At 62.5% G+C, this 12,726-nt stretch carries 9 protein-coding genes and 2 tRNA genes; 8 read left to right on the top strand and 3 right to left on the bottom strand.

From position 1 onward, the window contains the following. Positions 1-9 precede the first annotated feature (9 nt). The gene (locus ACQRAG_RS05870) at positions 10-558 is read right to left on the bottom strand and encodes an HDIG domain-containing metalloprotein (RefSeq protein ID WP_168935747.1); all 549 of its coding nucleotides are present in this window, start codon (positions 556-558) and stop codon (positions 10-12) included. A gap of 299 nt (positions 559-857) precedes the next feature. On the opposite strand from ACQRAG_RS05870, the gene ACQRAG_RS05865 reads away from it, so the two are divergent. Both ACQRAG_RS05865 and metG read left to right on the top strand, forming a co-directional pair. Beyond that, a complete protein-coding gene (locus ACQRAG_RS05865; RefSeq protein WP_168935746.1) occupies positions 858-1,940 on the top strand; it encodes a PSP1 domain-containing protein in 1,083 nt (360 codons plus the stop codon). A gap of 12 nt (positions 1,941-1,952) precedes the next feature. Continuing rightward, the gene (gene metG / locus ACQRAG_RS05860) at positions 1,953-3,917 is read left to right on the top strand and encodes a methionine--tRNA ligase (protein ID WP_168935745.1); all 1,965 of its coding nucleotides are present in this window, start codon (positions 1,953-1,955) and stop codon (positions 3,915-3,917) included. A gap of 412 nt (positions 3,918-4,329) precedes the next feature. Here the strand turns inward: metG and ACQRAG_RS05855 are convergent, their stop codons facing one another. Then, the gene (locus ACQRAG_RS05855) at positions 4,330-4,524 is read right to left on the bottom strand and encodes a hypothetical protein (protein ID WP_168935744.1); all 195 of its coding nucleotides are present in this window, start codon (positions 4,522-4,524) and stop codon (positions 4,330-4,332) included. A gap of 80 nt (positions 4,525-4,604) precedes the next feature. Between ACQRAG_RS05855 and ACQRAG_RS05850 the strand changes: the two genes are divergently transcribed. From ACQRAG_RS05850 to ACQRAG_RS05825, 6 genes are all read left to right on the top strand, one after another. Then, positions 4,605-5,399 (top strand): undecaprenyl-diphosphate phosphatase, encoded by a 795-nt coding sequence (locus tag ACQRAG_RS05850; RefSeq protein WP_006004607.1) that lies wholly within the window; start codon positions 4,605-4,607, stop codon positions 5,397-5,399. Between the two features lie 94 nt (positions 5,400-5,493). After that, positions 5,494-5,570 (top strand) — tRNA-Met (locus tag ACQRAG_RS05845). A 385-nt stretch (positions 5,571-5,955) separates the two neighbouring features. Continuing rightward, positions 5,956-6,032: transfer RNA gene (locus ACQRAG_RS05840), tRNA-Met, on the top strand. Positions 6,033-6,466: 434 nt separating this feature from the next. Beyond that, positions 6,467-7,420, top strand: coding sequence for a Bug family tripartite tricarboxylate transporter substrate binding protein (locus ACQRAG_RS05835; protein ID WP_427803891.1), 954 nt, complete (start codon positions 6,467-6,469; stop codon positions 7,418-7,420). Between the two features lie 63 nt (positions 7,421-7,483). Further along, on the top strand, positions 7,484-7,933 hold the full coding sequence (locus ACQRAG_RS05830) for a tripartite tricarboxylate transporter TctB family protein (RefSeq protein WP_168935008.1): 450 nt from the start codon (positions 7,484-7,486) through the stop codon (positions 7,931-7,933). Positions 7,934-7,943: 10 nt separating this feature from the next. After that, positions 7,944-9,452: a tripartite tricarboxylate transporter permease gene (locus ACQRAG_RS05825; protein ID WP_204625264.1), complete on the top strand. Its 1,509-nt coding sequence runs from the start codon at positions 7,944-7,946 to the stop codon at positions 9,450-9,452. A 108-nt stretch (positions 9,453-9,560) separates the two neighbouring features. On the opposite strand, the gene ACQRAG_RS05820 is transcribed toward ACQRAG_RS05825, so the two are convergent. Further along, positions 9,561-12,602, bottom strand: coding sequence for a sigma-54 interaction domain-containing protein (locus ACQRAG_RS05820; RefSeq protein WP_303996712.1), 3,042 nt, complete (start codon positions 12,600-12,602; stop codon positions 9,561-9,563). Positions 12,603-12,726: the final 124 nt, after the last annotated feature.

Below are 12,726 nucleotides of genomic sequence, written 5' to 3'. Positions count from 1 at the left end.
ATGCTCGGTTCAGGCAGGCTGCGAAAAGCAGTCGCGCATGGCGGCGATGGAAAGGGCCAGGAAGGCATCCAGCGGCAGGCCCGCCTGTTCGCACTGGCGGATGTTGTCGCGGCAGACGCTGGCGGCAAAGGCCTTGTCCTTCATCTTTTTCTTGATGCTCTTGACTTCCATGCCTTCATAGCCCGTGGGACGCATCAGGGCGGCGGCGCTGATAAGGCCGGTGATGGTCTCGCCGCAGCGCAGGGCGAAGTCGAAACGGGTCTGGGGCGCACAGCCGGTCATCTCGCCGTTGTGGGCGCGGATGGCGGTCAGGGCCTCTTCGGGCAATTTGCCTTCCAGCAGGCGGGCGCCTTCCAGACCGTGCTTTTCCGGTGTGGCTTCCGTGGCGGGATAGTCCACATCGTGCAGCAGGCCGGTCAGGCCCCACAGTTCTTCATCTTCACCAAATTCACGGGCCAGGGCCCGCATGACGGCCTCGGAAGCAATGGAGTGTTGCAGCAGGCCCGCCTGGACATGGTTCTCCGCCAGCAGGGCCAGCGCTTCGTCTCGTGAGATCATGATGGTATTCTCCTTGCCGTGATTCTAAAACAGGCAGAACTGCATAGCAAGGGAAAGCCCCGCTATCCAGGGAAGGAAGCAAGACGGGGAAAGGAGGGCGAGTGATGCCGTTCCGTTGAGGCTCTTCCTTATATTATGGATACTGCCGGACAGCGGCAGGGCAGGGGCTTGATGGACGGAGCAGGAAGGGAAAGACTTTTGCCGGCCTGTGGCGGGCGCGGGGGCTGCCTGTTGACAGCGGCCCGGATATGCCCGATGTAAAGGGATTCAGATAATCCCCGCAACAAAGATTGGGAACTATGCCAATATACGGTTTGCGCTTTCGCGCTTTGGGACAGACCCTGTACCATACGGGCCCTGCCGATCTGGCCGTGGGCGATCATGTGCTGATCGCGGCCGATCAGGGGCAGGCCCTGGCGCAGGTGGTCTCCGGTCCCTATGATTATGTGGCCGGTGTGGAGCCGGAGAGCCTGACGCCCATCGAGCGCCGGGCCACGGAGGAAGACCTGGCCGAGGGCCGCACCAACGAGAAACTGGCCCGCGAGGCCACGGAGTTCTGCCGCCAGTGCATCCGTGACCGCCGCCTGGACATGAAGCTCGTGGACGTTGAGGTCTTTTTTGACCGCAGCAAGCTCATTTTCTATTTCACGGCGCCGGCCCGCATCGACTTTCGCGAGCTGGTCAAGGATCTGGTGCGCGAATACCGCGCCCGCATCGAACTGCGCCAGATAGGGGTGCGTCACGAGACCCAGATGGTGGGGGCCGTGGGCAACTGCGGCATGGTCTGCTGCTGCCGCCGGTACCTGCGCAAGTTCGCTCCCGTGACCATCCGCATGGCCAAGGAGCAGAACCTGTTCCTCAACCCTGCCAAGATCTCGGGCATCTGCGGCCGCCTGCTCTGCTGCCTTTCCTACGAGCAGGAGAACTACGACCGCTTCCACCACAATTGCCCGCGTCTGGGCAAGAAATACCAGACCACGCAGGGCACCATGAAGGTGCTGCGGGCCAACATGTTCCGCAATTCGCTGTCCGTGCTCAACGAGAACAACGAAGAACAGGAACTGACGCTGGAAGAATGGCAGGCCCTGGATCCGCATCGTCCCGAGCCCCATCCCAACAATGCCCAGCCCAAACAGGCGCAGCAGCCCCAGAAGGCGGCACAGGGGGATGGCCTGCTGGTGGTCTCCGTCACACCGGAGAACGTGGACGATCCCAACCTGTTCGCCGATGTGCTGCCGCCCGACGCGCCCCTGACCGCCGGGCCGGAAGTCCAGCCGCAGCAGGCCCAGCCGCAGGCCGAGGCCGCCCCCGCAGAGAACAGCAAAAGTCGCCGCCGCCGTCGCCGCAAGTCGCAGCAACGGCAGGACGGCGCCGCCGAATAAACGGAGTCAGACGTGAAGAACTTTTATATCACCACCCCCATTTACTATGTGAATGCCAAGCCCCATCTGGGACATGCCTATACCACCATCGTGGCCGACTCCCTGTCGCGCTTCCACAAGACCCTGGGCGACAACACCATGTTCCTGACCGGTACGGACGAGCACGGTGACAAGATCGTCAAGGCCGCCGAAAAGCAGGGCGTCTCCCCCAAGGAATTCGTGGACGGCATCAGCGGCCTGTTCCAGCAGCTGTGGCCGCATCTGGGCATCGAGAACGACGCCTTCGTGCGTACCACCGACGAAGACCACAAGGCCCGCGTGCAGCGCTTCCTGCAGCAGGTCTATGATGCCGGCGACATCTATTTCGGCGAGTTCGGCGGCCACTACTGCTACGGCTGCGAACGCTTCTATACGGAAAAGGAGCTGGAGAACGGCCTGTGCCCCCAGCATCTGACCAAGCCCGAATTCATCAGCGAGAAGAACTACTTCTTCCGCATGTCCAAGTACCTGCCCTGGCTGCGGGAATACATCGAGAGCCATCCCGACTTCATCCGCCCCGAGCGCTACCGCAACGAAGTGCTGTCCATGCTGGAGTCGGGCGCGCTGGAAGACCTGTGCATCTCCCGTCCCAAGTCCCGCCTGACCTGGGGCATCGAACTGCCCTTCGACAAGGATTACGTCTGCTATGTGTGGTTCGACGCCCTGCTGAACTACATCAGCGCTCTGGGCTGGCCCGACGGTGAAAAGTACAAGACCTTCTGGCCCGGCGAACATCTGGTGGCCAAGGACATCCTCAAACCCCATGCCGTGTTCTGGCCCACCATGCTCAAGGCCGCGGGCCTGCCCGTGTACCAGCACCTGAACGTGCACGGTTACTGGCTGGTGCGCGATACCAAGATGTCCAAATCCCTGGGCAACGTGGTGGAACCGCTGGAGATGCGCCAGAAGTACGGTCTGGACGCCTTCCGCTATTTCCTGCTGCGCGAGATGCATTTCGGTTCCGATGCCTCCTTCAGCGAAGAAGGCATGGTGACCCGCATCAACGCCGACCTGGCCAACGACCTGGGCAACCTGTTCAGCCGCGTGCTGTCCATGACGGCCAAGTATTTTGAGAGCAAGGTGCCCCAGCCCGGCGAATTCAGCGAAGACGATAAGGCCATCGTCGAGCTGTGCGCCACGGCCATGACCAATTACATCCAGCTGTTCGGCAACACCCAGTTCGCCCAGGGCCTGGATTCCCTGTGGGATCTGGTGCGCGCGCTCAACAAGTACGTGGATTCGCAGGCGCCGTGGACCCTGTTCAAGCAGGGCGACACCACGCGTCTGGGCACGGTCATGTACGTGCTGCTGTCGGCCATGCGCAAGGTGGCCCTGTGTCTGTGGGCCGTCATGCCCGATGCCTCCCGCACCCTGCTGGAGCAGCTGGGCCAGCAGCCCGGCGAAGGCCCTGTGACCACCTCGCTGGAAGCCGAGGCCGGCAACTTTGACGGTCTGCAGCCCGGCACCGAAGTGGCGGCCAGCTCCAACCTTTTCCCGCGCATCGACGTCAAGGCCCTGCAGCAGGAAGCTCCGGCCGAAAAGGCCCCCAAGGCCAAGAAGGAAAAGAAGCAGGAAGCCCCCAAGGCCGCTCCTGCCGCCGAAGGCCAGAGCGGCGAGATCAGCTTCGACCAGTTCAAGGCCGTGGAGATGCGCGCCGGGACCGTGGTCGTGGCGGAAAAGCATCCCAATGCCGACCGCATCCTGCGTCTGGAGATCGACTTTGACGAAGGCCAGCCGCGCCAGATCCTGTCCGGCTTGGCCGACTACTACAAGCCCGAGGAGCTGGTGGGCAAGCAGGTCATCGCCGTGCTCAACCTGGCGCCGCGCAAGATCCGTGGCCTCATGTCCAACGGCATGGTGCTGACCGCGGAAAAGGACGGCAAGCTCTCCGTCCTGACGCCTGCCGCACCTGTGCCCAACGGCAGCCAGATCGCCTAGGATAAACGATTCTCGACAAGGGCGGGGAGGGCTTTTTGCCGGCGGCAAGGAGGCCTCCCTTCCCCATGCCTCTTCCTTTTTCGGCGCCCTTCAGAGGGAGCGGGGGAGAGCAGCGGGGAGCCTCCGGGCAGAGACAAAAAACTCCCCCGTCCGCAAGGGATGGGGGAGACCGGAACAAGGGGAGTACGACCATCAGGCCGCCTTCCCTTTTTTCATACCTCGCGGCATGATGCGCACGACGGGGATTGCAATGCCCGGCATTTCCGTCTATAGGCTGGCCGCGGGCGCTGCGACCGGGGCGGCAGCCGGGGATGGGCTGCTGCCATCCGGGAAGCGCGGCACCCTGCGGGACCGGGGTCCCGGAGAGGGCGGCGATGCCCCCTGTGCGGGCTCCGGCCGCTGTCCGGGAAGGCTAGTCGTTTTTTTCCTGCGTCGCGGGATCGAACAGGCGGCCCAGTGCCGCCGCGTCCAGCGGGTTGAGGTTGAAGCGCATCCCGGCTTCGTCCAGAAGGGCGGCCAGGGATTTTTCGGGATACAGGGCGCGCTGTTCCGCCAGCCAGGCGGCGGCTCGCCGTACCAGTTCCGAAGCGGGCATGATGGTGGCCATGGAGTTCTCCTTTTTGTGGATCACTCTAGCCGAGTCCGTTTCGGGAAACAACGGGTCTTCGGATCCAAAGGACGGCATATATGGATAATTTGTGGGTTGCGTTCATCCTCAGCATCGTGGAAGGGCTGACGGAATACCTGCCGGTCTCGTCCTCGGGCCATCTGGTGCTGGTGGGCGATCTGCTCAATTTCAGCGGTGAAAAAGCTGCCACCTTCCAGGTGGTCATCCAGCTGGGCGCCATCATGGCAGTGGTCGTCCTCTACTGGGGACGCTTCTGGGGTCTGCTGCGGCCGCAACAGGGCGTGCCCTTTGCCGGTCTGCGCGGCATCTGGATGCTCTTCCTCACCTGCGTGCCCGCCTGTGTGCTGGGCCTGCTGCTGCACTCCCAGATCAAGAGCCTGTTCACGCCGAGCATGGTGCTGATCCCCTTCGTCATCGGCGCCCTGCTGATGATCTTTGTGGAGCGCCGCCAGTTCCATCCCCGTTATGAGACCCTGGACGACATGACGCCCGGCCTGGCCTTCGGCATCGGCTGCTTCCAGTGCCTGGCCCTGTTCCCCGGCTTTTCCCGTTCGGCGGCCACCATCATGGGCGGCATGATCCTGGGGGCCCGCCGTCCGCTGGCGGCCGAATATTCGTTCATCGCCGCCGTGCCCATCATGGTGGCGGCCACGGGCTTTGACCTGCTCAAGAGCCTGCATCTGTTCACCGCGGCGGACATCCCCTTCTTTGCCGTGGGCATGATCGGCTCCTTTATTTCCGCCCTGATCGCGGTCAAGGCCTTCGTAAGGCTGGTGGGCCATATGACCCTGGTGCCTTTTGCCGTGTACCGCCTGCTGCTGGCTCCCTTTATCTGGTATTTCATGGTGCATTAAAAAAAATTGGGAAAATCCCCAAAAAATGCTTGCCAAAGGGGAGCAACTTCTGTAGATACATCCCTGCGTTGAGTGGGACACGAAACGCCATCACGGCAAGGTAGCTCAGTTGGTCAGAGCATGCGGTTCATACCCGCAGTGTCGGGGGTTCAAATCCCTCCCTTGCTACCAGAATATGACAGGAAGCCCGGAAATTTTCCGGGCTTCTTTTGTTATGGACTTTTTTGCCGCATGTCCCGAGATGCGAGACAGCGCCCGGCGCGTCCTGCCGGTCCTTCATGGAAGGGCGGGGCGACGGGTGAGGGGCTGTCCCGGCCGGAATCGTCTGCTGGAGGACTTCCGCATACGGCCATCGTTTGGGGGATTGCTGCGGTCCCGGGATGGGAAGTCTCTAGAGCCATTTCGCCAGGAGAAACAGCCACGGCCTAGATCCTTCAGGCCGGGCCCTTTGCGGGAGTTTTTCTCCTTGCCGGGAGAAAATACAGAAAAAGCTTGCCAAAGGAGAGCAAGTTCTGTAGATGCATCTCTGCGTTGTGGAAAATCCACAAAGCCTTATGGCAAGGTAGCTCAGTTGGTCAGAGCATGCGGTTCATACCCGCAGTGTCGGGGGTTCAAATCCCTCCCTTGCTACCAGAAACTCACAAGCGGTTCGGGTCTGTCCCGGACCGCTTTTTTGTTATGGCTGTATCTGTGAACACTGCGGTGCGAAATGCAGCATCCTCCGCTCTGCGGGAGTTCTTCATTTTTTGCACCTCCCGGCATCCGGGGCACAGGCAGTTGCCGGTAAGGACATCCGCATGCGGCTGTTCTGGTCCGGATCGGAAACAGGGATGGACAGCCCGCACAGGCAAGGCTTATGGGCCCTAGCCGGAAGACAGGGGGACTCCCTGCAAAAGGGCCCTTCATCCCTGAGCATCACGGGAGGATTTTGAGCCATATCCGGGCAAATCCCGCAAAAAAGAGGCATTCCTTGACGCCATCAGGGCAAGGCGGTAAGGGAAAACGGACGCTTGTCACCAAAATGTCACCAAAGCGCCACAGTTCGACAGATCTTTTGAGGAGGAAACATGAAAAAGATCCTTGCTTTCCTGGTCATGGCCCTGCTGGCCATGCCGCTGGCAGCTTCTGCGTGGACCCCTGACGGCGATGTGACCGTCATCGTGGCTTACAAGGCCGGTTCCGGCACGGATACCGGTGCGCGCCTGCTGGCTTCTCAGGCCGAGAAGTATGTGGGCAAGACCCTGATCATCAACAACCTGCCCGGCGGCGACGGCAAGATCGGCTGGACCGAGCTGGTCAACTCCAAGCCCGACGGCCGCACCATCGGCTTCATCAACCTGCCCACCTTCACCACCCTGGCCGTGCAGCCCGGCTCCACCTTCGCCGTCAGCGACGTGGTGCCCGTCTGCAACCAGCTGAGCGAGACCGGCGTGGTGGTCGTGCGTGCCAACAGCCCCTGGAAGAGCCTCAAGGAACTGGTGGATGCCTGTAAGGCCAAGGGCAACCTGCGCTGCTCCACCAACGGTGTGGAAGCTTCCAACCATACCGCCGCCCAGCTGCTGGCCACTTCCGCCGGCTTCGATTACAAGGCCATCCCCTACGGCGGTACCGCCGACCAGCTGCTGGCCCTGCGCCAGGGCGAAGTGCACTTCTCCTGCGCCAAGGTGGCCGACGTGGCCGCCCTGTGCAGCGGTGACAAGCCCGAACTGCGCATCCTGGGCGTGTTCAACACCGCCCGTCTGCCCGAATACCCCGACGTGCCCACCCTGGGCGAGCTGGGCTACTACAAGGAATGGTACGGTTCCGCCCGTGCGCTGGTGCTGCCCAAGGGCACCCCGCAGGAGGTCGTGGACTTCTATGTGGAAGCCTTCCGCAAGACCATGCAGGATCCCGCCTGCATCGAGGCTCACCAGAAGGCCGGCATGAGCCTTGATTTCAAGGACAACAAGCAGCTGGCCGAACTCATCGCCGCGCAGGAGATCTTCTGCCGCGACGTGGTCTCCAAGCTGTACAAGAAGTAATCTCTGTCATGTCCCGGCGGGGAAGGGCGACCTTTCCCGCCGTTTTCCATTCAGGCGGTCCGTATGAAACGATCCGATATCGGCGTGACGGCACTGGTGTATGCCTTCACGCTCTTTTTTCTGTACATGACCCTGGAACTGCCGCCGGACGCGCAGACCTATCCCCTCTGCCTCATCGCCGGCCTGCTGATCCTGAATACCTGCTATCTGGTGCGCTGCCTGTGGCAGCTGCGCCGCCAGGCGGGCATCCACAATGATCTGCCCGATCTGTTCGCGGGCTTCCAGTGGAAGCAGTTCGCCTTCATCTGCCTGGGCTGCGTGGGCTACATGCTGCTCATGCATGTGGCGGGCTTTTATATCGCCAGCATCTGCTATCTTGTGGGCACGCTGGCCTTTTTGCGTGTCCCGCGCTGGCATATCGTGCTGACGGTAGTGGTCATGGCCGCGCTCATCTACGCGGTGTTCACGCTTTTCCTCAAGGTTCCGCTGCCTGTGGGCCTGCTGTTCAAGTAAGGGGATCGTCATGACGGATACTCTGGCTCTCATGGCTGCAGGCTTCATGCATGCCATCTCGCCCATCAATCTGCTGGCCATGCTGGCGTCCACCATCGTGGGCATCACCATCGGCTGCCTGCCCGGCCTTTCCGCCGCCATGGGCGTGGCCCTGCTGCTGCCCGTCACCTTCGGCATGGATCCGGCCACGGGCCTGATCGTGCTGGGCGGCATCTACTGCGGTGCCATCTTCGGCGGCTCCATCAGCGCCATCCTCATCCATACGCCCGGCACGCCCGCCTCGGCGGCCACCGCCATCGAAGGCTATCAGCTCACCCTGCGCGGCAAGGCGGCCAAGGCGCTGTTCACGGCCTGCTTCGCTTCCTTCTGCGGCGGTCTTCTGAGCTGCATCTCGCTGTACTTCTTCTCCCCGCTGCTGGCGCAGCTGGCCATGAAGTTCAAGAGCCCGGAATATTTCTGGCTCTCGCTCTTCGGTCTGACCATCATCGCAGGCGTATCGTCCAAGTCCATCCTCAAGGGCCTCATCTCCGGCGGCATCGGCCTGCTCATTTCCACCATCGGCATGGACCCCATGGAAGGGGTGCCGCGTTTCATGTTCGGGCAGACGACCCTGTATAACGGCGTCAACACCACCTGCGCCCTCATCGGCCTGTTCTCCATGTCGCAGGTGCTCATCCTGGCGGAAAAGCGCATCGTGCAGCGGCCCAAGGCTTCGGCCATGACCGACCGTTTCGGCCTGAGCAAGGCGGAATACAAGCGCATCACGCCCACCATCATCCGGTCGTGGCTCATCGGCAACATCGTGGGCATCCTGCCCGGTGCGGGTGCCTCCATCGCCTGCTTCATGGGCTATAACGAGGCCCGCCGCTTCTCCAAGCACAAGGATGAATTCGGCAAGGGCTCCATCGAAGGCGTGGCGGGTTCCGAGGCGGCCAACAACGCCGTGACCGGCGGCTCGCTCATCCCCACCCTGACCCTGGGCATCCCCGGCGAGTCCGTGACCGCCGTGCTCATGGGCGGCCTCATCATCCACGGCCTGCAGCCCGGACCGGAGCTGTTCACCACCTATGCCGGCATGACCTACACCTTCTTTGCCGGTTTCGTGCTGGTGCAGTTCTTCATGCTGGGCGTGGGCATGCTGGGCTGCAAGGGCTTTGCCCAGATCTCCCGCCTGTCCGATGCCATCCTCATCCCGTCCATCTTCCTGCTGTGCGTGGTCGGTTCCTACGCCATCCACAACAACGTGGTGGAAGTGGCCATCATGCTCATCTTTGGTGTCATCGGCTATCTGGCGCGCAAGTTCGACTTCAATGCCGCCGCCATCGTGCTGGGCCTGATCCTTGGCCCCATCGGCGAACGCGGCCTGCGCCGCTCGCTGCTCATCAGCGACGGGGACCCGTCCATCCTCTTCTCCACGTCCCTGTGCTGGATCCTGATCGCTTTGTGCGTGCTGGGCGTGCTGTCGCCCCTGCTCATGGAGCGCATGGAGCGCCGTATGCGCGAAAGCGCCGAAAGCTAGCGGACGGATGCTTCCCGGCTGTGAAGCCGTGGTGGCGACATGCTGACGATGAAGGCCGGCAGATACCGAAAAGGTGTCTGCCGGCCTTTTTTGCAGGGTGGGGAAGGCTCAGGCGTTGCGGCTGAGCCCGTACTTGCGGATCTTGGCGTACAGGGCGGAGCGGCTGATTTTGAGGATGGTGAGCGCGCCGCCCTTGCCGTCGATGCGCCAGGCCGTATGCTCCAGGACTGCCGCGATATGGGCCTTTTCCATCTCTTCCAGAGAGGAGAGCCGCGCCGGTATGGCGGGCGGTACGGCAGAAGGCGCTTCCTGCGGGACGGCCGGAGGATCGTCGTCCAGGATGTTCTCGTGGAAGAACAAGGTGCGGCCGCCGCTCAGGATCACGGACTGTTCCACCACGTTGCGCAGTTCCCGGATATTGCCCGGCCAGGGCCATTGTTCCAGCAGCCGGCGGTTCTCGTCGGAAAAATCCTGCACGCAGGGGCGGGCATGACGGTTGGCGAAGTAATGCAGATAATAACGGGCCAGCGGCAGGATGTCCTGCCGTCGTTCCCGGAGGGGCGGGATCTTCAGGTAGATGACGGCGACCCGGTAATAGAGGTCCGCCCGGAACCTGCCCTGGCGCACGGCCTCCTTCATATGGCGGTTGGATGCCGCCACGAGGCGGAAATTGATGTTGATGGGACGCGTCCCGCCCACGCGCAGGAACGTCCGCTCCTGCAGGACCCGCAAAAGTTTGGCCTGAACCCGCGGGCTGGCTTCCGTCAGCTCGTCGAGGAAAAGCGTGCCGTTTTCCGCCAGTTCCACCAGGCCGATCTTGCTGCTGATGGCGCCGGTGAACGAGCCTTTTTCATGGCCGAAGAACTCGCTCTCGAACAGGTCGTCCTGAAGGCTGGCCATGTTGATGGTGACAAGCCGCCCGCTGCGACCGCTTTTTTCGTGGATGCGGCGGGCCAGCATCTCCTTGCCTACCCCGGATTCCCCGTTGAGCAGGATGGAGGCATCCGTCCCGGCCACGGTATCTATGTCTTCAAGAAAACGCCGCATCTCCGGTGAAGCGCAGACCAGTTCCTGATGGCCTTCCGGCAGGGGGGCATTGCGCAGCACGCTCTGTTCCGTCTCCAGGACCGTGGTGCAGGACCAGGCCAGGATCCTGCCGATGTCCCGCAGAAGATCCTCACTGAGCATGGGGCGGATCTCTTCCCGGAACGAACCCATGTGACACAGGACGTAGATGCCGTAGGGGCGGCAGTCCACGGGGATGCCCGCCAGGATGACACGGGCACCGCTGCCGCCGCCCAGATTGTCCAGCAGGAGCGGGGAGCCTTCGGCCACGATGCCTGCGATCTCGTCCAGGGTGGAGGGGATGGAGAGCTCCGGCCCGACGGCGGAGCTGTCCTGGCTTGCCAGCTGGCGCAGGGGTGCCGAAGGATGGGATTGCAGGAAGAGGCAGCTGTGCTCCGCTCCCAGAATCTGGGCGGATTCCGTCAGGAGGATGGGCAGGAAGGATTCGAACGAGGTCCGCAACCGCTGCGGGGCAAAATGCTCACGATAGGCCGCCAGCAGGGAACGCTCGGAGACGGCCTGGTCCTGGCCTTCCCGCAGGTAGCGGGGGATGAGCGGGAGCAGGGATTCCGGCCAGAAGTGATGCTTCAGGTAAGGGTAGACCGCCCAGGCTTCATGGAGCAGCAGGCGGGCCTTGCCTTCATCTTCCGGCAGCAGCAGCTGGGCCAGCAGCAGGCGGCTCTTGCCTGCTTCCAGCGCGTCATGCAGGGCGTCCAGCAGGGTGATGCTGTGGCGGCAGGCCTCGATGGCCTGGGCCGTCTGACCCGCCGCGGCCAGCTGCTTGCCGTGCAGGCGCAGGGCCACGCCCCGCAGCAGTCGGTTGGGGCCGTTGAGGCAGCGTTGCAGCTCCTGGGGAAAATCATAGCAGGGCAGGGGAGGAAAGCCCCGGTCATGGAGGGCCTCGAGCAGTTCGAGCACCATGCCGTTCAGATAGGTGGGACGCTGGAAACCGCGCTGGGCCGCCTTGTGCAAGACGTTCTGCAACACATGGTAAGCAGCGTCGGCGTGGCCTTCCCGCATGTGGTAGCAGGCCAGATGGCGCACCGTGGTGACCATGCTCGTGATGTCCGTCTGTTCCGTGATGTCGGAAAGAGCGATATCCAGCTGCTCCAGGGCCTTGTCGCTTTTTCCTGTCCGCAGGTACAGAGAGGCCAGCTGGCTGCGGAGGCTGCGGGTCAGGGACATGTCGTTACGGATGGACGACTGGCGCAGGCGGGAAAGCAGCAGGCTGGCCGCCAGATCGAAGTCGCCGCGGTTGGCCGCGGCAAAACTCCAGTGGCGGACATAGAAAAGTTCGAACAGGTGGCGTTCCTGGGCACGCAGCTTGCGGCTGACGCGGGTAAAGATGCTCATGGCCTGATCGTAATCCCCTTCCAGGAAGGCAAGGATGCCCAGGTAGGGGGCCGCGGTCTCGAACAGGTCGGGCTTGCGCAGGGATTCCAGCTGGCGGCGGCCGCGCAGCATGATGGCATGCAGGCGCGGATCGTTGTGCCGCGGGGTGTTGCAGACATTGAGCGTCCCGATCAGCAGGTCGAAGAGCGCCATCTCCTCCCTGTCGGCGATGCGGAAGGCCTGTGCCCTGGCCCGGAAGCAGAGGGCGGGAAGTTTCGGGATGAAGTTGCCCGAACAGGTGATGGTCATATGGAGTTCCCGGCAGAGCCGGAGATAGGGGCGCACGGCATCAGCGGAAGACAGGGGCAGGCGGAGCAGACGTTCCGACAGGCAGAGCAGCAGCCCCTTGATGACCCCGGGCCGCAGGCTGTCGATGCGGCGCAGGCAGAGGGCCAGCAGGGCCTCCAGCGCTTCGAGCTCGCGTTCCTGTCCCAGCAGGGCAAGGATCGGGGGCAGGCCATCCGGCTCCGGCAACCGGCGGAATATCGTCCCGGCGGCAGGGTATGCGTCCAGCAGGTCTTTCAGGGGAACGAAGTCCGGCTGCGGAGACGCAGCAGGACAGAAAGCCGTTGCTGCCGTTTCCGGGGGCAGGCCCCCCAGCTGTATCAGCAGCTCGGGCTGCCAGCATTCCCCCAGCAGGGCATGCAGGAAATTCCCGCAGTCGTGATGTCGGTACCAGTCGTTTCTGTACATAGCTCGGGCCCCTCCACCACGCAGGCTACCTGTCCTTTTTTCGGAATACAAGATACAAAAATGTATTTTTTAAGCACAAAAAATCACAAGTTAATATCTATTGTAAAAAATATTCAGTAAAAAC

It is taken from the genome of Desulfovibrio sp. SGI.230, from assembly GCF_050313065.1.
In the GTDB taxonomy this organism is placed as follows: domain Bacteria; phylum Desulfobacterota; class Desulfovibrionia; order Desulfovibrionales; family Desulfovibrionaceae; genus Desulfovibrio.
Note: the sequence above shows the minus strand (reverse complement) of the source record. Positions and strands in the feature narration are given on the sequence as shown.

Coding starts and splice junctions, on each gene's coding strand:
- ACQRAG_RS05830 (WP_168935008.1), top strand. CDS start 7,484: ATGAAACGATCCGATATCGGCGTGACGGCACTGGTGTATGCCTTCACG.
- ACQRAG_RS05855 (WP_168935744.1), bottom strand. CDS start 4,524: ATGGCCACCATCATGCCCGCTTCGGAACTGGTACGGCGAGCCGCCGCC.
- ACQRAG_RS05835 (WP_427803891.1), top strand. CDS start 6,467: ATGAAAAAGATCCTTGCTTTCCTGGTCATGGCCCTGCTGGCCATGCCG.
- ACQRAG_RS05820 (WP_303996712.1), bottom strand. CDS start 12,602: ATGTACAGAAACGACTGGTACCGACATCACGACTGCGGGAATTTCCTG.
- ACQRAG_RS05865 (WP_168935746.1), top strand. CDS start 858: ATGCCAATATACGGTTTGCGCTTTCGCGCTTTGGGACAGACCCTGTAC.
- ACQRAG_RS05870 (WP_168935747.1), bottom strand. CDS start 558: ATGATCTCACGAGACGAAGCGCTGGCCCTGCTGGCGGAGAACCATGTC.
- ACQRAG_RS05825 (WP_204625264.1), top strand. CDS start 7,944: ATGACGGATACTCTGGCTCTCATGGCTGCAGGCTTCATGCATGCCATC.
- ACQRAG_RS05850 (WP_006004607.1), top strand. CDS start 4,605: ATGGATAATTTGTGGGTTGCGTTCATCCTCAGCATCGTGGAAGGGCTG.